Origin of the sequence: Pedobacter sp. BAL39 (assembly GCF_000170795.1) — a bacterium.
Lineage (GTDB): Bacteria > Bacteroidota > Bacteroidia > Sphingobacteriales > Sphingobacteriaceae > Pedobacter.
Map to the genome: position 1 here is coordinate 41,205 of NZ_ABCM01000015.1, position 19,209 is coordinate 60,413.

Consider the following 19,209-nt stretch of genomic DNA (forward strand, 5'->3'; position numbering starts at 1 on the left):
GCTTACCTGATCAGCGTAATGGAGCCACTTAACTTAACGTCTTTTCCATATTGATCCTTAGCAATGATCATGTAGTAATAAGCACCCACAGGAACTGGCTGATCCTGGTAAGTCCCTTTCCAGCTGTTGTTGATGTCATTACTCTCAAACATCAACTTTCCATAACGATTATAGATCGAAATTCTGTATTGACGTAGTCCGCCAAGATTAATGTTGAATTCATCGTTACGCCCGTCATTATTTGGTGAGAAAGAATTGGGCACAAGTGCACTTCCTTTTTCTAGAATGATCAGGTTGCTGAGCGTAACTGCATCGACGCAACTGCGGCTGGTACTCGCAATAAGTTTGATTTCATATGTTCCCGGAGTTTCAAAGGTATGTTTGGGACTGTTTGCTGTAGATCTGGAACCATCGCCAAAATCCCATAAATAATTTGAGGCATCTACAGAATTATTGATAAACTGTACGGGCAGTGGACCAGGATACTTACCAGGGATCGCGATGTCGGTACTGAAAGCAGCAACTGGATTTCTGTTGATGGGAGGGACGGTAATACTGGTCGTTTCACTCCAGCAGTCGCCAACCTGTATGGCAATATGATATACTCCCGATACTGAAGGTGATTCCGCTGAAATCGATATCGCAGCAGTGGTTGCCTGAAAATTATCAGGTCCGGTCCAACGATATTGTGCATCCCTGATGACGGGAACAGCGAGCCTGATCGAGTCTGTACTGCAAAATTCAGCCTGGTTGATACTGATCTCCGGAGTAGCTGGTTTAAGGGCTACATAAAAACTTTGACTGGTTGTGGCGCTGCATCCCCGGATTGCGCTGGCTTCCAGCACTACTGTTTTATATCCGGGACTGGAATAGCTGACAGTCTGCGTTTGATCTGTGGTATTGCCGGACACCGTGGCTCCTTCACCAAAACTCCATTTTAAACTGGCATAATCTGTTGATGTATTTGTAAAAGTATAATGCTGTTGCTCCATGCATGCGTCCTGCCGGTCCATTGTGAACGCTGCTGTTGGCCCTGAGAATTCACCACTGCCCCCAAAGGAGATGTGAAATCCATTATTGCCATTAGAGAAGTTATCAATCAGCAAAGCATAGTTGTGGCCCTGAATCATGTCCAGATATCTCAGGAAGCCATCCTGACCTGCAACGCAACCTGAACTCTCGGTCAGGTCCGTAGAGCTCATGTTGAGCCCTGTCATGTAATAGGGCTGAGGACAGTTCACCCCACTCCCTGCGGCGCATCGAAGGATGTTTGCCGGCACGATTTGCTCGCAGGCACCGGCGGGGCCAAGGTCATAGAGTACCCAGTCAATGTCATCGCTCTTGTTTGTAGGGGTAATCTGGAAGGTTAGCGTTCCATTATTGGCAGCGGTCCATCTGTACCAGGAAGAATTGGATTCTACACTGAGGCAGCTGCCGACAGCCTCCATGTTATTGGCACCTGCACCACTGAGCTTGTTTTCTGTGAAACTTTCCTTATTGCACAACATGATCGCAGAACTGCAATCCTGTCCTGGAAGATGTGGCGGGGTATAGTTGTTTACGCACAATTTGAAAAGTCCCGTGCCATCATTTTCTGCACTTACCCTGATGTAATAGACCTTTCCGATGCTGAGCCCACCCTTATAAACCGTTGTGGCATTTCCATTGTTCTGCATAGAACCAATCATTTCTGTAATGAGGTTGTTTTCAATGGTATATATCGCTGCGACGGGGTTAAGCAGGGTGCTACGGGGAGTACCATCGCTTTTACCTGTAACAACGATGCTGAGATCGGTTTTTAATGCCGTGAATTTAAACCAGACATCCTTACCTTCTGTATTCCAAAAAGTACCTTTCCTGATGTTACTAGATGTAGCATCTACGTTCGAAAATTCTCCATCACTGGAACAATAATCCTGAGCATCCAGAATTACCTGGGCATCTGCATGATTGTCATTTGGAGGAACCGCTGAAAATGAATTGAAGTAGCTGAAAATAAAAAGAAAGGTGATGAGCGTTCGCATTAACTTGATAATTCGGAATGAAGATCTAACGAAAAAAAGCCCATGATTCGTCAAGGGCTTTTTCAATATGATTACCTGTCTTCTCTATTTCAGGAAGACCTCATTTTATGTGTTTATTTAGAAAGAAAAATCGTCGTGCCCTTTGGTTGCACCTTCATGATTTTCAGAGTATTCGTAGCGTTTCTCTACAACTTCCTGGTGATTTTTGATGTATTCAACAGTCTCGTTTAACCCTTCGGCAAATTTCTCAAAGTCCTCTTTGTATAAAAAGATTTTATGTTTTACGAAAACACCGTCTTCCAGTCTTTTTTTGCTTTCCGTTAAGGTTAGGTAATAATCACCTGATCTTGTTGCTTTTACATCGAAAAAATAAGTTCTTTTTCCTGCCCTTACTTTCTTTGAAAAAACCTCTTCTCTCTCTTTGTTGTCAAATTCTCCCATGTTGGTCTTGATCTTGGTTTTTGGTTCGGGTAAATATAATGTATTAATTATTAAACTTCAAAATAGAAATCACAGAGATTGATTTTCTTCTTCTAATAATTGATTTTGATACATTTCTGCGTAAGATCCCCCCAGTTTTAATAATTCCTGATGCGTTCCCTGTTCAATAATTTCTCCATTGTCAAGGACGAGGATTTTATTTGCGTTTTTTATGGTTGAAATCCGGTGTGCGATAAGGATACTGGTCTTGCCTTTCATCATTTTTCCGAGATTCGTCAGGATTTCTTCTTCTGTCCTGGTATCTACCGCCGAAAGGCAGTCGTCAAAGATGAGTACTTTTGGCGATTTGATCAACGCACGGGCGATGGAAACCCGCTGTTTTTGTCCGCCGGAAAGGGTAATCCCACGTTCCCCCAGCATGGTTTCAAATTTGAGCTCAAAGTTGATGATGTTCTGATAAACAGCAGCCTGTTTAGCAGCGTTATGTACTTGTTCATCGCTGACCGAATCCAGGCCAAAGGCGATGTTATTTTTGATGGTGTCGGAAAAAAGAAATACTTCCTGCGGAACAAAGCCAAACTGATCCCTGTAATTGCCGAGGTTAAGGTTTTGGATGGGCGTGCCATCCATGAGGATCTGGCCTTCATCGACATCATACATGCGCATCAGCAGGTTGGCCAAGGTTGACTTTCCTGAGCCCGTACGTCCGATAATGGCCACAAACTCTCCCTGACGGATATCAAAGCTGACATTTTTTAATGCCTGAATGCCCGTATCTGGATAGTTGAAACTCACATTTCTGAAGCTGATGTTGCCAGCCAGCTGTTGTGGCTGCAAATCACCCGATTTGATGTCAGGCTGCAACTGCAGGAATTCATTGATCCTTTTTTGTGAAGCAGAGGCCCGTTGGATCAGGGTGGTCACCCAGCCCAGCATCGATACCGGGAAGGTCAGCTGGTTCACGTAGACGATGAACTCGGCGATATTTCCCGCGGTGATGGAGCCCTCAATAACTTGTTTACCACCGATGTATACGGTTAAGATGGTGCTCAGCCCAACCAGCAACAACATGGTGGGGTAGAAGAGTGCCTGCACTTTTACCAGTCCCATTGCATTGTCTTTATACCCATCACTTTCCCCGGCGAAAATTTTCCGGGTATGGTCTTCACGCACATAAGATTTGATGACGCGTATTCCGGAGAAACGCTCCTGAACGAAGCTGCTCAGCTTAGACAATTGCTCCTGGATCTTTTCACTTTTTTCATTGATGGTGCTGGTGACAAAGTAAATGATCACAACCAAAACGGGCAAGGGCAGGAGGGAATAGATGGCAAGCTTCACATTCACAGCAAACATCGCATAGATCACCAGTACAAATAATACTGCGGTATTGATGGCATACATAATTGCCGGTCCCACATACATGCGGACCCTGTTGACGTCTTCCGTTGCCCGGTTCATCAGATCGCCGGTATTGTTCTTCCGGTAAAAACCAAGGCTCAGCTCCTGATAGTGGGCGTAGATCTCATTTTTCATATCATACTCAATATGGCGTGACATCAGGATGATGGTCTGACGCATGAAAAAAAGAAAAAGACCCCTTAACAGGTATAGGATGAGCACCAGCATACCGAAGTAAAAAAGGCTGTAGCTGAAGATGTCGTAGATGATAGTTCGGCGTTCAAAGCCCTCGAAAAGTCCGTAAATCTGGATGTTCTCCGTGATGAGGTTAAAAGCATGGCCAATGACCTGTGCGGGAATTACGCCGAAGATATTGGAGATGATGACGAAAAACACGCCCGGAATAATCCACCACTTATATTTTGAGAAGTATTTGTTTAAAAAACGCAGGTGTTTCATGAGCGTGTAAAGTTAGCTAAATGAAAGCTATTTTTTTTGAAGTCTTTCGTTAAAACAGTGTAATTAAAGTTTTTTTTAGCTAGTTTTGCGGCTATCTGATAAACAAAAATATATGTCTGATAATACTGCTCTTGTGAATTCGGTTTTAGATCAGCTTAGTGCTTCAGGGCACAAAAAGGTCGTTTTTTGCAACGATCCGGATACTGGTCTCAAAGCTATTATTGCTGTCCATGATACCACGCTTGGCCCTGCACTGGGCGGTACAAGAATGTGGAACTATGTGAGCGAAGCAGAAGCACTGGAAGATGTATTGAGGTTATCAGCGGCAATGACATACAAAGCCGCCATTACTGGATTAAATTTGGGAGGAGGAAAAGCGGTAATTATAGGAGATTCCAGAAAAGATAAGTCAGAATCACTGATGCGCAGCTTCGGTCGCTTCATCAAAAATATGAACGGGGAGTTCATCACAGCAGAAGAACTGGGTACGACCACAAAGGATATGGAATATATCCGTATGGAAACAGAGCACGTTACAGGCGTCCCTGAATCTATCGGAGGGGCGGGAAATCCTGCGCCACATACGGCCAAAGGGGTATTCCTTGGCATCAAAGCCTGCGTGAAGGAAGTTTTCGGTACCGACATGCTTGCGGGAAGGTCTGTCGTTGTCCAGGGGATTGGCAACGTTGGTGAACACCTGGTAGAGCTGCTGAGGGCTGAAAATGTGGAAGTATACATCAGTGACATCAATGAAGAAAGGCTGCAGCATGTGGCGCGCACTTATAAGGCTAAGCCCATCAGCGCGGATAAAATCTTCGGCATAGGAGCTGACATTTACTCGCCATGTGCCTTAGGTGCCACCGTCAACAACAGTACCATCGCCAAAATGAAGTTCGCCATCATTGCAGGGTCTGCAAATAATCAGCTGGCAGATGAACAGTTACACGGGCAGCAGTTGCTGGACAAAGGCATCCTGTTTGCTCCGGATTACCTGATCAATGCCGGGGGGCTGATCAGCTGCTATTCCGAACTGACTGGTTTTGGTAAAAAACGTACGGTACAACTGACTGAAAATATCTATGACGCTACAAGAGAGGTGATCAGGTTATCCAAGAAAGACAACATCTCCACCATCAAAGCAGCGAACCGCATCGCAGAAAAAAGAATCATCGACATCAAGAAAATAAAATCATCATTTTAAATAAATAAACAATTAATAAACCGGTAATTTACCACTCGTTCTTACATTCATGTTAAACAGAAGGCACTTAAGAATTAAAGCTTTGCAAAATATTTTTGCATGGCACATGACAGACAAAAAAGATTTAGCTTCTTCAAAGAAGGCACTGATGCAAAGTATCGACAGCGTGTACGAAATGTACATCTGGATGCTTTCATTGCTCATTGAAGTGACTGAATACACCAGCATTGATGCAATCGAAAGGTCAAACAAACACCTGCCTACAGCAGAAGACCTTAACCCGAACATGAAACTGCTGCACAATAAATTTGCGGTTACCCTGAAGGAAAACCCTGACTTTATTGCGATGGTCAACAAATACAAAATCAACTGGATGTCAGATCCGGAATTTGTAAAAACCATCTTCAATACCCTTAAAACTACTCCGGAGTACGTCGCTTATCTTGCAGATGAGGACAACAGCCTGGAGGAATCCAAAACCATCATTAAATATATCTTCAGGAAAATCATTCTGAAAAGCCACAGTATTATCCAGGCTTTTGAAGATAAGTTTATCAACTGGTCGGTGGATAAAGAAGTGATGCAGGGTATGGTGGCGAAGACCTTGAAGAATTTCGTAAACGAAGACCCCTTCAAAAACAAACTGACGCCAATCAGTCAGGACTGGGAAGAGGACCGCAAGTTTGTGGAAGATCTTTTTGCCTACACCCTCAGAAAGGACAAGGAATACCAGGAGCTGATCGCAGACCGTACCAAAAACTGGGAATCGGAAAGGATTGCCCTGATGGATACCATCCTCATGAAAATGGCGATCTGTGAGCTGATGAACTTCCCGTCGATCCCGGTAAAGGTAACGATCAATGAGTACCTGGACCTGTCAAAAGATTACAGTACCCCGAAAAGTAATTCATTTATAAACGGTATCTTGGACAAAATTTTAGGCGACCTGAAGAGAACGGATAGCATCCACAAAATTGGTCGCGGACTTATAGAAGAATAATAACCAGTATGAAAAAAATCCTTTTATTGGCAGTTGCCGTAGTTTCCTTTGCTGCTTGTCAGCAAAATACTGCAAAAACAACATTGTCAGCTTCTGACAGCACCACCACTGACAGCTCCGCGCTTGCGCCTGCAGCTTCTGCAGATGCAGCAGTGATCAGCTTCGGTAGTGACGAGCATAATTTTGGTAAAATTAAACAAGGCGAGAAAGTTACTTATGCCTATAAGTTTACCAACACCGGAAAGAGTCCATTAATCATTACCAATGCAACAGCGACCTGTGGATGTACGATTCCGGAGATCCCTAAAGATCCAATTAAACCAGGTGCAGAAGGAGAGATCAAAGTGGTATTCAATAGCGCCGGTAAGTCTGGTGTACAGGATAAAGTCATTACCGTTACCTCCAATGCAAGTCCGGCAGTATCGGAACTGCACCTTACCGGAGAGGTTGACTAATCATCCAACATTAAACATTATTTTATAAACAACAATATGATATCAACAGTAATTTTACAAGCCGGAGGCGGCAGCATGGTGAGTACCCTGATCCCAATGGTCTTGATCATGGTCGTATTCTATTTCTTCATGATCAGACCTCAGGTAAAAAAAGCCAAAGACCACAAGAAACTGGTTGAAGACCTGAAAAAAGGAGATAAGATCGTTACTACCGCTGGTATTCATGGCAGAATTGTAGATATGAATGAAACTACATTTCTGATTGAAGTGGAGGGTGGTACCAAAATCCGTTTTGATAAAACTGCCATCTCTCTTGAAGCGACCAAAGCGGCGGCGCCAAAAGTGGAAGCGGCTAAAACTGAAACCACAAAAGCGTAAGCTTAAGCTCATTTATACTAAAGCCGCATCCTTGTTTGGTGCGGCTTTTGCATTTAAATACGTTAATTTGTTGATCTGATCGCGCCATGCCAATAATCAAACTCACTAAAATAGAACGAAAGCGTTTTCTGGTGCTGCTGACCTGCTTTGTCATCGCAGTCGGCGCCTGGTTATTTATGGCATTGAACAACAAATATGTATATACAGCGAAGACGGTACTTGACTACCAGAACTTCCCCCAAAAGAAAGCATTCCATCCGCTGCAGTCGGATACGGTAGACCTGCAAGTGGAAGGTACCGGCTGGCAATTGCTCTTCGCACGCCTGCGCATCAACCCGCAATCGATCGCCATCAGTCTGGAAAAGCTGAACAACAGGAATTTTGTGCTGTTCTCAGAACAACTCTACAATGTAAACAGGCAGCTGGAAACTTCACAGAAGATCATCTCCGTAAAACCGGATACGCTGTATTTCGATTTCTCAGAAAGACGGGTGAAACGTGTGCCGGTGAAGTTGCGTTCCAACCTGAATTTTGCCAGGCAATATGGTCTTTATGATGAGGTTCAGCTTAATCCCACTTATGTGACGATATCGGGCCCTGAACGGGAGATTCAGAAAATCAAAGAATGGAGCACTGATACCCTCAACCTCAAAGACATACAGGCTACAACCACTACAAGGGTGTCCATGGAACGCATGCAGATGAAAAATGTAAACATCTTTCCCTCCAGCGTTGAGGTGAAACTGCCTGTAGATGAGTTCACAGAAAAAGTGATCGAAGTACCCCTGAAAATCATCAACAACAAGGAATATTACAACATTAAACTTTACCCCAAAAAGGTAAAGGTGATCCTGCAGGTGGCCTTGTCGAAGTATGCAGAGGTAAATGAAGAGTTCATAGATGCGGTGGTGGACGTTAACGAATGGAAAGTATACCAGCACCAGCGACTCAGCGTTACCCTCAACCGTTTTCCTGATTACTGTAAAATTGTAGAGATCAAACCTGAAAAAGTGGATTTTATTATCGAAAAGTAATGTTAAAAATAGGCATAACCGGAGGTATAGGAAGTGGCAAGACCATCATATGTAAGGTGTTTGAAACCCTTGGTGTGCCGGTGTTTTATGCGGATACCGTGGCCAAAGAAATCATGGTGAAAGATCCGGTCCTTGTTGCCGGGATAAAAGAAACTTTTGGCGAAGAAAGCTATGATGCCGATGGAAAGCTTCAGAATAAATACATTGCAGGCATCGTCTTTAACGACCAGGAACAGCTGGCGAAGCTGAATGCGCTTGTGCATCCGGCAACATTTCGTGCCTTTGACCATTGGCTGGCCCAGTTACCACAACACACTCCTTATATCCTGAAGGAGGCTGCTCTGCTTTTTGAAAGTGGCTCCTACAAAACATGTGACCAAAGCCTGCTCGTGCTGGCGCCCATGGAAACGAGGATCCAGCGCGTGATGAACAGGGATCAGGTTACGGAAGAACAGGTGAAGGCCCGCATGGACAAACAGCTGTCTGATGAAGAAAAGCTGAAGATGGCCGACTTTACGATCCTCAACAACGAAACTGATTCGTTGATTACCCAGGTGTTGCAGCTGCACCACCAATTTTTAAATACCCTTCCTTCATGATCTTAGAAGATTTTATCGTAATTAACAAAACCGGACTGTTTTGCAGGTATGGTGACTTTTACCTGGACCCTAAAGAAGGGGTCAAAAATGCTGTGATCTCCCACGCACATGGCGATCATGCCATCAGCGGCAATCAAAACGTATATTGTACACGTGCTACTTCGCTGTTTATGCTGCATCGTTATAAAAAGTTTGCAGCGGTAGATTTTCATTTGAAAACTTTTCATGAGGTGTTTGATGTGAACGGGGTGAAGGTCACCTTCATTCCCGCCGGACACATTCTTGGCTCGGCAATGGTACTCATGGAATATCAGCAGGTAAGGTATCTTTATAGCGGCGACTATAAACTGCAGCCTGATGCAACCTGCGAACCAATTGAGTTTGTGCAGGCCGATGTCTTCATTACAGAGACCACCTTTGCTGATCCTGCTACGCAACATCCTGTCGCTGAAACGGAAATACTAAAATTGAATTCCACACAGAGTAACATCATGCTCGGTGCTTATGCATTGGGTAAAAGTCAGCGCCTGATCCAGCTCATCAATGCTTATTGTCCGGAAAAAAGGATACTTCTGCACCACAGCATGATGCCCTTCGTGAAGATTTACGAACAGGAAGGGGTAAACCTGGGTAAGTACGAGGTCTATGACCGCAAGGTGATGAAGCAGAACCAGAGCAATATGGTTTATATGGTTCCCCCGATGGTTTATGGTAGTTATTTCAGGGCCATTAATGTAGTCAGGGTGTTCGCTACTGGCTGGAAACACCTTCAGAACAACAATGAACTCCAGTTGTATGTCTCGGATCACGCGGACTGGAATGATATCCTGTACACGATCGAAAAAGTTCAACCGACAGAGATCTGGACGAATCACGGCAATGGTTTGCAGCTGAAAAGCCATTATGAGAAAAGTTTGGTCGTTAAATTGCTTAATTGATGGAAGAAGGTACAGACTACTATCTGAATGAAGATGGATTGATGGTCTTTACCGAAGCTTATCATCGGAAAAGGGGATATTGCTGCAAAAATAAATGCAGGCATTGCCCCTGGGGGTTCGGAAAAAAGAAACCTAAACCGGCTGATAAAAAAGGGATATAAAGAATTGATAAGATGCAGTTAGCGAAAGAAACTAAAACATCACGTTTTGAGAGTGTTCATCAGCAGGCCATTGTGAACGTATTGTTCACCTATGGCTGGTGTAACGATCAGATGAAACAAGTGGTGCTTCCGTACGATATCACCACTCAGCAATTTAATATATTGAGGATCCTGCGTGGACAGCATCCCCAGCCTTCTACCATCAACCTGTTGAAATCCAGGATGCTGGATAAGATGTGCGATGCTTCCAGAATCGTGGAACGCCTGGTGCAAAAGGAACTGGTCTTGAAAGAGATCAACCCTACAGATAAACGTGCAGTAGACATTCTTATTAGCAAGAAAGGCCTCGATCTGCTAAAGAAGATGGATAAGGAGGTCAGCATCTCCGCAATTGTCTCCTCTAATCTTTCCGCCGAAGAAGCGCTGCAGCTGAATGAACTGCTGGATAAAATGAGGGGGTAGGCCCCTAGTGGTGATGCCCTCCGCCTGCGGTGAAATAACCGATCAGGGCAATCGACACACCGCACAATACGGCAATCATCTTTTTCCTGCTCACCTTGTGGTCCACACTGGACTCGAAGAGAATGGTCGTAGAGATGTGCAGGAAGATCCCGATCACAATACCCATGATCTTATTAAAATATGCTTCCACACCACCGATACTGCCGGTGCTCAGTCCATAGCTAACATAAAATCCAAGTGGTGCCATGATGGCGAAAATACTGATGTAAAAGATGATGCTATTTCTGTTGAAGTGGCTCTGCATCAGGATGCTTGCCAGGGCGAAAGCCGCAGGGATGTGGTGCAGTGAGATTCCAAAAATCAATGCATTATGGGGATCTTTGGCCAGTGGCATGCCTTCCAGGAAAGCATGAAGGCACAGGCTGATCATGATGCCGAAAGGAAAAGCTTTGCTATCGCCATGTTTGTGGATATGTCCGTGTTCAACACCCTCAGAGAACTGTTCAAGGAAGATCTGGAGCAGAAAACCAATCAGAATGAAGATGCCAATCTCCGCATGGTCTTCTCCGCTATATGCATCGGGAATGAGGTGCAGCACGGTGATGGCAAAAAGATAAGCACCGCTGAAGGAAAGGATCAGTTTTAGCAATTGAGACTTGTCACTTCTCACCAGGAAAATGGCGGAACCACCCAGGAAGGCGCTAAAGAACAAAACGAGCAATTTCCAGATATCCATTATAATTGTTGTGGTTGTAGTTTTTTATAAAGTAAGGCAACGGCGAAGCCGATGGTGCTGCCAAGCAGGGCACCAGCCATGGTGTCTATCGGGTAATGGACGCCAACATAAATCTGCGAGAAGGAAATGAGGAATGCCCAGAAAAGCCCGATGGGTAAGATGGGCTTCCAGCGCCCGTAGAACACAAAAATGAGAAATACAGCAATGGCAAAATGATTTGTCGCATGGGCTGATGGAAAGCTGAACCCCGAGCCGCAATGCACCCTGCTCATGATGTCGTTGGCCAAGGTGATGTCATTGCAGGGCCTTAAACGTGCAACAGCAGGTTTGATCAGGCCCGATGCAATACGGTCGCCCAGGGCTACCGTCAGCAATAGTCCGCCGATGATGTACCAGCCGTTTTTTTTATACTCCCTAAGACAGAAAATGATGATGAAGAGATAGAGCGGCGACCAGAAGTAACGGTTACGCATCAGCGGCAGCAACCAGTCGAAAAATGGATTCGCCAGTCCCCGGTTAATCTTCAGGAACAAGTCGACGTCAAATTGCTGCAGGCTTTCGATCATGCTTTTTTACAGATTAAAATCAGCCTCTCGGACTTGTTCTCATCGAATGGCTCCAGTCCGTAGCTGCCGAAAGTCGCGTCGATCTTCAGTCCGCTGCTCTCAAACATCCGCTCAAAATCGCTGAGCGTAAATGCCTGCACTTTTTCTTCAAAAGCAAAGCTTTTATTGCGGTGTTCGAAGTTGATGTGTTTAATGATTTTACCATCTGAAACAAACTTTTTCAGGTGGAATTCAATGCCTTCCACATCCTTTGTTTCCTGATGGGTCAGGTTTTTAACGATTTTCTGGGTGTTGAAGTAGTCGATCACCAGATGTCCATCGGCCTTTAATCCTTTTCTGAAAGCCTTCAGCGCGTTCACATGTTCCTTCTCGGTGTCAAAATAACCGAAGCTGGTGAACAGGTTCATCGCGAAATCAAAATAGTTAATGAAAGAAAGCTTGCGCATGTCGTGCACAAAGAAGTGCAGATTTTTCTTTTCAAACTGCTGTGCATATTTAATGTTCTGTTCAGAAAGGTCGATGCCGGTTACATCGTATCCCTTTTTGTTCAGGTAGATGGAATGACGGCCCCTGCCACAGGCAATGTCAAGGATCCGCGCATCTGCAGCTGGCTTTAGGTAGGCTGAGAGGTTGTCGATTAAAAACTCGGCTTCAGCATCGTTACGCTGACTGTATAAAATATGGTAATAGGGCGAATTAAACCAATATTGGAACCATTTACGCTGCATAGCACAAAGATGTTTTGATGTGTTTGAAGCGACAAAGATAGTATTTTCAAATGCAACTTTGCGGATTTTTTAACTTGTGCACATACTTTTGAAGTACATTTAATGATGGTAATTTTACCATCTGAACGTTTTAAAATCAACGTTATTTCCTGATTTTTTGCTATTTTTGGAAAAAAACAAGGAATAAATTGACACTTATAAAATCTATCTCTGGTATTCGGGGCACCATCGGCGGAATTGCCGGCAATGGATTAACGCCTATCGACATCGTTAAATTTACAGCAGCCTACGGCTCCTGGGTCATCAACAAAACAAACATCAGGAAAATTATCGTCGGACGCGATGCGCGCATCTCCGGAGAGATGGTCAACCGTCTGGTGATCGGTACGCTGCAGGGACTGGGGATAGAGGTGCTGGACCTAGGTCTTTCCACTACGCCCACGGTAGAGATCGCTGTCCCTGCTGAACAAGCGGGTGGGGGCATCATCTTGACGGCAAGCCATAATCCTAAACAGTGGAATGCCCTGAAACTTTTGAATGAAAAAGGGGAGTTTATCAGTGATGCAGATGGTAAGGAAGTGCTTGATATTGCCGAAAATGCTGAATTTGCTTTTGCGGAAGTGGATCATCTTGGAAAAGTACTGGAAGATAACAGCTACCTGCAGAAACATATAGACGTTATTCTCGCATTACCGCTGGTAGACGTGGCTGCCATTAAAGCGGCCAACTTTAAGGTGGCCATCGACTGTGTTAATTCTACGGGTGGTATTTTCGTGCCTGCCCTCCTCAGAGCACTCGGCGTGGAAACCATCCATGAACTGTATTGCACTCCGGATGGTCATTTTCCGCATAACCCGGAACCGCTTCCGGAGAACCTTACGGAGATCTCCAAAGTGGTAAAGGAAAAAGCGGCAGACCTGGGTATTGTCGTGGATCCTGATGTAGACCGCCTGTGCTTTGTCTGCGAAGATGGAAGCATGTTCGGCGAAGAATATACACTTGTGGCTGTGGCCGACTACATTCTTAAGAATAATCCTGGAAATACGGTTTCTAACCTTTCTTCTACGCGTGCACTTCGTGATGTGACTGAGCGCTCCGGCGGGGAATACCACGCTTCGGCAGTTGGTGAGGTCAATGTCGTCAACCAGATGAAAGCCGTAAATGCGGTCATCGGTGGTGAAGGAAATGGCGGGATCATCTATCCTGAACTGCACTACGGAAGGGATGCACTGGTTGGGATTGCTTTGTTCCTGACGCACCTGGCGAAGTTCGGTAAATCGATCTCTTTGCTGAGAAGTAGCTATCCTTCTTATTACATCTCTAAAAACAAGATTACACTGACGCCCGAGATGGACATTGATGCCCTCCTCTTAAAGGTGGAAGAAAAGTATAAAAACCAACCTCATAGCACGATTGACGGACTGAAAATCGAGTTTGATAAGGAATGGGTGCACCTGCGCCGTTCGAATACTGAGCCTATCATCCGCATCTACAGTGAGGCTGAAAGCGAAACTGTAGCGGAAAACCTGGCATCAAAAATTATATCAGACATCAAAGAAATTTTAAAACTCAACTAATCCATAATGAACAGAATCTATTTGGATAATGCTGCAACCACGCCGCTTGATGCAGATGTGATCAGCGAAATGGTGAACGTAATGAGTACTTATTACGGCAACCCTTCTGCGATACATGCTCAGGGACGCGAGGTGCGTACACTGGTGGAAAAAGCAAGAAAAACTGTTGCCGGACTGCTCAATGCAACTCCAGCAGAGATCTTTTTTACCTCAGGGGGTACTGAGGCCGACAATACAGCGATCCGTTGCGGTATCGCTGCCTATAATATCAAACATGCCATCACTTCTTCTATTGAACACCATGCGGTAGAGCATACGTTGAAGAAAATGCTGGAACAGGGCGTCATTGATAAACTGAGCTTTGTCAATGTAGATGAAAAAGGAACAATAGATTATGCACACCTTGAGGAGCTGCTGAAAAACAATGAGCGCTCATTTGTCTCATTGATGCATGCGAACAATGAACTGGGAACGCTTTCAGATATGGAGCGTATTGGTGATTTATGTGAGCAATATGATGCGATTTATCACAGTGATACGGTACAGACAATGGGACATTATGTACATGATGTACGTAAGCTGAAGGCCCATTTTATCGTTTGTGCTGCACACAAATTGCACGGCCCGAAAGGGGTAGGGTTCATTTTTGTTAACCATAACATCAAAATAGGTCCGATGATTTATGGAGGTGCCCAGGAGCGTAACATGCGTGGTGGTACTGAAAACGTTTATGGGATCGTAGGTCTCGCCAAGGCGATGGAAATTGCTTACCGCGATATGGCGGAGCACCAGGGCTACATTCAGCAGCTGAAGGATTACCTGAAAGACCGACTGCAGAATGAGATTCCTGACGTGTTCTTCAATGGTGAAACTGAGGCCGACAAAAGTTTGTATACTGTACTTAATGTTTCTTTCCCGGCGATGGATATGGCTGACATGTTGTTGTTCAACCTGGATATCAACGGCATTTCCGCTTCGGGTGGCAGCGCTTGTTCATCAGGCTCCAACATCGGCTCTCATGTGCTGACGGGGATCAATGCGGATCCAAACAGGCCTTCCGTAAGGTTCTCTTTCAGCAAATACAATACGAAAGAGGAACTGGACATTGTGGTGGAAAAAGTGAAGCAGATCGTAAGCCAGAACGTGCCGGCCTAAACAATTTCATAATTGGGTTGTTGTTTTTATAAGTAACATCATATTTCTTACTTAAACGACAGCATTATGAATACTTCAGAAAAGAACAACACCAAGGAAACACCAAAGAAAACGGTGTATAAAGAAAAAGAAATCGACGATGAACAGTTGAACAGCGGACAAACTTCTTCCGCTGCTGCATTTGACAGAACAGATTTTTCATCACGGCCCGCTCGCAGGAATAAACCGCTGGGAGCCAATCATGAACCTGGGACAATGCCTGGCAGTGAGTAACACCATTTTTTTCATTTCAATGAAACCGCAAAGCGCAACATTTAACTAAAATGTTGCGCTTTTTGTTTATTTATGTGCCGGAATTCTATTACATTAGTCGGTGCTAAATCGTTTTTAACCAAATAACAAATGCATGATTTGCAGTTTATCTGCTTTAAAAGCAAATAAAGCTGGATATTTATGCGGAAACAGCTTAGCCAGAACCTTAAATACACATTTAAAACCATAAACTTAAAATTATCCACGAATCATTATGATGAAACGATTCCTAACAGCAATTTTAATTGCAGGTTCCTCAGCAGCAATCGCACAGACTGTTGGTAAGGTGACCGACCCGGTAGAATGGATCAACCCATTGATGGGGACGGCCAGCAAGCCTGACATGTCTAATGGAAATACTTATCCCACCATTGCTTTGCCTTGGGGAATGAACTTCTGGACGCCGCAGACCGGTAAAATGGGGGACGGATGGGCTTATACCTATGATGCCGACAAAATCCGCGGATTTAAACAAACGCACCAGCCTTCTCCATGGATGAACGACTATGGTCAGTTTGCTGTAATGCCGGTAACTGGTAAAAAGAAATTTAAACAGGATGAGCGCGCAAGCTGGTTCTCCCACAAAGCGGAGGTGGTAAAACCATATTACTATAGTGTATATCTTGCTGATGCGGACGTAACTACAGAAATTACACCTACAGAACGCGCAGCACAGTTCAGGTTTACCTTCCCTAAATCTGACAGCTCATTTGTGGTCCTGGATGCTTTTGACAAAGGTTCTTACATCAAAATCTTCCCTAAGGAGCAAAAGGTGATTGGTTACAGTACTAAATATGCACGTGGACCACTCCCTAAAAACTTTAAAAACTATTTTGTTGCTTATTTTGACAAGCCTTTTACCTCCGCTAATACCTGGAAAGGTGGCGACCTGCAGAAGGATGTGCTGGAGATCGAAGCAGATCATTCCGGTGCTATCGTTGGTTTCAAAACTGCAAAAGGGGAAAAAGTGAGCATGAAAGTGGCTTCTTCCTTCATCAGCTTTGAGCAGGCCGACATCAACCTGAAGAGAGAATTGGCAAATGATACATTTGAGGCCACAAAAACAAAAGGTAAAGCGGTTTGGAACAAAACACTGAGCAGGATCTCTGTAGAAGGTGGTACCATCGACCAGACCCGCACGTTCTACTCCAGCCTTTACCGTACACTGTTCTTCCCGAACAAATTGTATGAGCTGGATGCGAACAACAAAATCATGCACTGGAGCCCTTACAACGGTAAAGTATTGCCAGGTTACATGTTTGCTGGTACAGGATTCTGGGATACCTTCAGAGCGCTGTATCCATTCTTAAACCTGATGTATCCTTCGATCAACAAGGAAATGCAGGAAGGCCTGATCAATGACTACAAAGAAGGTGGATGGCTGCCGGAATGGTCGAGTCCTGGTTATGCGAACATCATGGTGGGCAACAACTCTGCCTCGGTAGTGGCTGATGCCTACATCAAAGGGATGCGTGGTTATGATGTCAACACACTTTGGGAAGCCGTGACTCACGGTGCAAATAATGAAGGCCCCATGGAAGCGGTGGGCCGTGCTGGGGTGAAATATTACAATGACCTTGGTTATGTTCCTTATGATGTTAAAATCAATGAGAACGCTGCGAGAACATTGGAGTATGCTTATGATGATTTTGCGATCTATCAGTTGGGCAAGGCGCTGAACAAACCAAAGTCTGAAATTGACATCTATGCAAAAAGAAGCATGAACTATAAAAACCTTTTTGATCCGGCAAGCGGATTGATGAGGGGTAAAAACAAAGATGGTTCATTCCAATCGCCATTTAACCCCTTCAAATGGGGTGATGCATTTACTGAAGGTAACAGCTGGCATTACTCATGGTCTGTATTCCAGGATATTGACGGACTGGCCAAACTGATGGGGGGTAAAGAAAAATTTGTAACTAAACTGGACTCGGTATTCTCTATGCCTCCAATCTTTGACGACAGCTACTATGGTGGTGTGATCCATGAGATCCGTGAAATGCAGATTGCCAATATGGGTCAATATGCTCATGGTAATCAGCCGATCCAGCATATGATTTACCTGTATAACTATGCCGGTGCTCCATGGAAAACCCAATACTGGGTGCGTGAAACAATGGACAGAATGTATAAAGCTACTCCTGATGGTTATTGCGGAGATGAGGATAACGGACAGACTTCTGCATGGTACGTGTTCTCGGCAATGGGCTTTTACCCGGTAACACCTGCCGTAGATCAGTATGTACTTGGTGCACCATTGTTCAAAAAGGTAACTTTAAACCTGGAAAATGGTAAAACCGTAACCATTGACGCCGCTAAAAACAGCAGCAGCAACAGGTATGTTACTGACCTGAAATATAATGGAAAAGCGTACTCCAAAAACTGGTTGAGCCACTCTGAGCTGAACAAAGGAGCAGTACTGAACTTTAACATGTCTGCTACTCCTAATAAACAAAGAGGTACAAATGAAACAGATTTCCCTTACTCTTTCTCTACAGATAAGAACAAATAGAAATCCTGAATAACTAAAGTAAAGCGGAAGGGGCAACTCTTCCGCTTTTTTTATGAAGATAATACCACAACAACAGAAAGGGCAGCTGTATAGCTGCCCTTTCTGTTGTAAATATAAAATCTTAAAGGATCTGATTCCTTAGTTTTTCAGCATGTGTAGGAAGGAAGCCAGTTTTGACTTCATTGCCCTGCGGTCTACGATAAAGTCTAAGAAACCATGTTCCTGAACAAATTCCGCAGTTTGGAAACCTTTAGGAAGGTCTTTTTTGATGGTTTCCTTGATGACCCTTGGGCCTGCAAAACCGATCAGCGCACCGGGCTCGGCAATATTAATATCGCCAAGCATCGCGTAAGAAGCCGTGACACCTCCCGTAGTAGGGTCGGTCAGCAAAGAGATGTATGGAATCTTAGCCTGGCTTAATAACGCCAGTTTGGCCGAGGTTTTGGCCATCTGCATTAAAGAGAAAGCGGCTTCCATCATCCTGGCACCTCCGGATTTGGAGATCATCAGGAAGGGGATTTTATTTTTGATGCAGTAATCGATAGACCTTGCGATCTTTTCACCTACTACAGAACCCATTGATCCGCCAATGAAGTTGAAGTCCATACAGGCGATCACCAAATCCTGACCTTCAATTTTACCATGAGCAGCCCTGATGGCATCTTTTAATCCGGTTTTTGTCATGCTCTCTACCAGACGTTCGGTATAAGGTTTGTTATCAGTGAACTTCAGGGGGTCTCCTGAGGTCAGGTTTGGAAACAGCTCCTTAAACTCATCATTGTCGAACAATACCTGGAAATATTCTTTTGATCCTACCCGCAAGTGGTAGTCACAGTATTGGCAAACGTATTTATTCTCTACCAGATCGGCGCTGTGCAGGGCTTTCTTGCAATTAGGACACTTGTTCCATAACCCGTCTGGTGCTTCTTTTTTTTCTTCTGTCAGTGTACTGATACCTTTTTTTTCTCTCTTGAACCAAGCCATGTTATTAGTTGAAAAATGCGAGTACAAAGAAACAAAAAAAATATTGAACAGTTTACCCTTGTTTTAGGATAAGTTTAACGGAATTA

General features: G+C 44.4%; 20 protein-coding genes. 13 read left to right on the forward strand and 7 right to left on the reverse strand.

The window, feature by feature from the left end; genetic code table 11:
• Nucleotides 1-2: 2 nt before the first annotated feature.
• The 3 genes from PBAL39_RS17480 to PBAL39_RS17490 form a co-directional block, all read right to left on the reverse strand.
• Nucleotides 3-2,024, reverse strand: coding sequence for a T9SS C-terminal target domain-containing protein (locus PBAL39_RS17480; protein WP_008243986.1), 2,022 nt, complete (start codon nucleotides 2,022-2,024; stop codon nucleotides 3-5).
• A 117-nt stretch (nucleotides 2,025-2,141) separates the two neighbouring features.
• Nucleotides 2,142-2,465, reverse strand: coding sequence for a DUF3276 family protein (locus PBAL39_RS17485; protein WP_008243988.1), 324 nt, complete (start codon nucleotides 2,463-2,465; stop codon nucleotides 2,142-2,144).
• 69 nt (nucleotides 2,466-2,534) lie between these two features.
• Nucleotides 2,535-4,325, reverse strand: coding sequence for an ABC transporter ATP-binding protein (locus tag PBAL39_RS17490; protein WP_008243990.1), 1,791 nt, complete (start codon nucleotides 4,323-4,325; stop codon nucleotides 2,535-2,537).
• Between the two features lie 112 nt (nucleotides 4,326-4,437).
• On the opposite strand from PBAL39_RS17490, the gene PBAL39_RS17495 reads away from it, so the two are divergent.
• The 9 genes from PBAL39_RS17495 to PBAL39_RS17530 all read left to right on the forward strand — a co-directional run bounded on the left by PBAL39_RS17495 (nucleotide 4,438) and on the right by PBAL39_RS17530 (nucleotide 10,553).
• Nucleotides 4,438-5,526: a Glu/Leu/Phe/Val dehydrogenase gene (locus tag PBAL39_RS17495; RefSeq protein ID WP_008243992.1), complete on the forward strand. Its 1,089-nt coding sequence runs from the start codon at nucleotides 4,438-4,440 to the stop codon at nucleotides 5,524-5,526.
• A 106-nt stretch (nucleotides 5,527-5,632) separates the two neighbouring features.
• Nucleotides 5,633-6,526 carry a transcription antitermination factor NusB gene (gene nusB / locus PBAL39_RS17500; protein WP_008243993.1) on the forward strand — a complete coding sequence of 298 codons (894 nt, stop codon included), beginning with the start codon at nucleotides 5,633-5,635 and terminating at the stop codon, nucleotides 6,524-6,526.
• An 8-nt stretch (nucleotides 6,527-6,534) separates the two neighbouring features.
• Nucleotides 6,535-6,981 carry a DUF1573 domain-containing protein gene (locus PBAL39_RS17505; protein WP_008243995.1) on the forward strand — a complete coding sequence of 149 codons (447 nt, stop codon included), beginning with the start codon at nucleotides 6,535-6,537 and terminating at the stop codon, nucleotides 6,979-6,981.
• Nucleotides 6,982-7,017: 36 nt separating this feature from the next.
• A complete protein-coding gene (gene yajC, locus PBAL39_RS17510; RefSeq protein WP_008243997.1) occupies nucleotides 7,018-7,359 on the forward strand; it encodes a preprotein translocase subunit YajC in 342 nt (113 codons plus the stop codon).
• A gap of 86 nt (nucleotides 7,360-7,445) precedes the next feature.
• A complete protein-coding gene (locus PBAL39_RS17515; protein ID WP_008243999.1) occupies nucleotides 7,446-8,393 on the forward strand; it encodes a YbbR-like domain-containing protein in 948 nt (315 codons plus the stop codon).
• Nucleotides 8,393-8,992, forward strand: coding sequence for a dephospho-CoA kinase (gene coaE, locus PBAL39_RS17520; protein ID WP_008244000.1), 600 nt, complete (start codon nucleotides 8,393-8,395; stop codon nucleotides 8,990-8,992). Before PBAL39_RS17515 ends, coaE begins: the two co-directional genes overlap by 1 nt.
• Nucleotides 8,989-9,930 (forward strand): hypothetical protein, encoded by a 942-nt coding sequence (locus PBAL39_RS17525; RefSeq protein WP_008244001.1) that lies wholly within the window; start codon nucleotides 8,989-8,991, stop codon nucleotides 9,928-9,930. Before coaE ends, PBAL39_RS17525 begins: the two co-directional genes overlap by 4 nt.
• On the forward strand, nucleotides 9,930-10,091 hold the full coding sequence (locus PBAL39_RS25600; protein WP_008244002.1) for a DUF5522 domain-containing protein: 162 nt from the start codon (nucleotides 9,930-9,932) through the stop codon (nucleotides 10,089-10,091). Before PBAL39_RS17525 ends, PBAL39_RS25600 begins: the two co-directional genes overlap by 1 nt.
• Before the next feature lie 12 nt (nucleotides 10,092-10,103).
• Nucleotides 10,104-10,553: a MarR family winged helix-turn-helix transcriptional regulator gene (locus PBAL39_RS17530; RefSeq protein WP_008244003.1), complete on the forward strand. Its 450-nt coding sequence runs from the start codon at nucleotides 10,104-10,106 to the stop codon at nucleotides 10,551-10,553.
• 4 nt (nucleotides 10,554-10,557) lie between these two features.
• Here the strand turns inward: PBAL39_RS17530 and PBAL39_RS17535 are convergent, their stop codons facing one another.
• From PBAL39_RS17535 to PBAL39_RS17545, 3 genes are read right to left on the reverse strand one after another with little or no spacing between them, the layout of a single operon-like run.
• Entirely contained in the window at nucleotides 10,558-11,289 is a 732-nt protein-coding gene (locus PBAL39_RS17535; protein ID WP_008244004.1) for a ZIP family metal transporter, read from the reverse strand.
• Complete coding sequence (locus PBAL39_RS17540; RefSeq protein ID WP_008244005.1) at nucleotides 11,289-11,855, reverse strand: phosphatase PAP2 family protein; 567 nt, start codon at nucleotides 11,853-11,855, stop codon at nucleotides 11,289-11,291. The genes PBAL39_RS17535 and PBAL39_RS17540 overlap by 1 nt, the downstream gene beginning before the upstream one ends.
• Nucleotides 11,852-12,583: a bifunctional 2-polyprenyl-6-hydroxyphenol methylase/3-demethylubiquinol 3-O-methyltransferase UbiG gene (locus PBAL39_RS17545; RefSeq protein WP_008244007.1), complete on the reverse strand. Its 732-nt coding sequence runs from the start codon at nucleotides 12,581-12,583 to the stop codon at nucleotides 11,852-11,854. Before PBAL39_RS17545 ends, PBAL39_RS17540 begins: the two co-directional genes overlap by 4 nt.
• A 188-nt stretch (nucleotides 12,584-12,771) precedes the next feature.
• Between PBAL39_RS17545 and glmM the strand changes: the two genes are divergently transcribed.
• From glmM to PBAL39_RS17565, 4 genes are all read left to right on the forward strand, one after another.
• Nucleotides 12,772-14,160: a phosphoglucosamine mutase gene (gene glmM, locus PBAL39_RS17550; protein ID WP_008244009.1), complete on the forward strand. Its 1,389-nt coding sequence runs from the start codon at nucleotides 12,772-12,774 to the stop codon at nucleotides 14,158-14,160.
• Between the two features lie 6 nt (nucleotides 14,161-14,166).
• A complete protein-coding gene (locus tag PBAL39_RS17555; RefSeq protein WP_008244012.1) occupies nucleotides 14,167-15,315 on the forward strand; it encodes a cysteine desulfurase family protein in 1,149 nt (382 codons plus the stop codon).
• 66 nt (nucleotides 15,316-15,381) lie between these two features.
• Nucleotides 15,382-15,588: a hypothetical protein gene (locus PBAL39_RS17560; RefSeq protein WP_008244014.1), complete on the forward strand. Its 207-nt coding sequence runs from the start codon at nucleotides 15,382-15,384 to the stop codon at nucleotides 15,586-15,588.
• Nucleotides 15,589-15,844: 256 nt separating this feature from the next.
• Nucleotides 15,845-18,139 (forward strand): GH92 family glycosyl hydrolase, encoded by a 2,295-nt coding sequence (locus tag PBAL39_RS17565; RefSeq protein WP_039867016.1) that lies wholly within the window; start codon nucleotides 15,845-15,847, stop codon nucleotides 18,137-18,139.
• Nucleotides 18,140-18,277: 138 nt separating this feature from the next.
• Here PBAL39_RS17565 and accD read toward each other — a convergent pair whose 3' ends face one another.
• Nucleotides 18,278-19,123 (reverse strand): acetyl-CoA carboxylase, carboxyltransferase subunit beta, encoded by an 846-nt coding sequence (accD, locus tag PBAL39_RS17570; RefSeq protein WP_008244018.1) that lies wholly within the window; start codon nucleotides 19,121-19,123, stop codon nucleotides 18,278-18,280.
• Nucleotides 19,124-19,209: the final 86 nt, after the last annotated feature.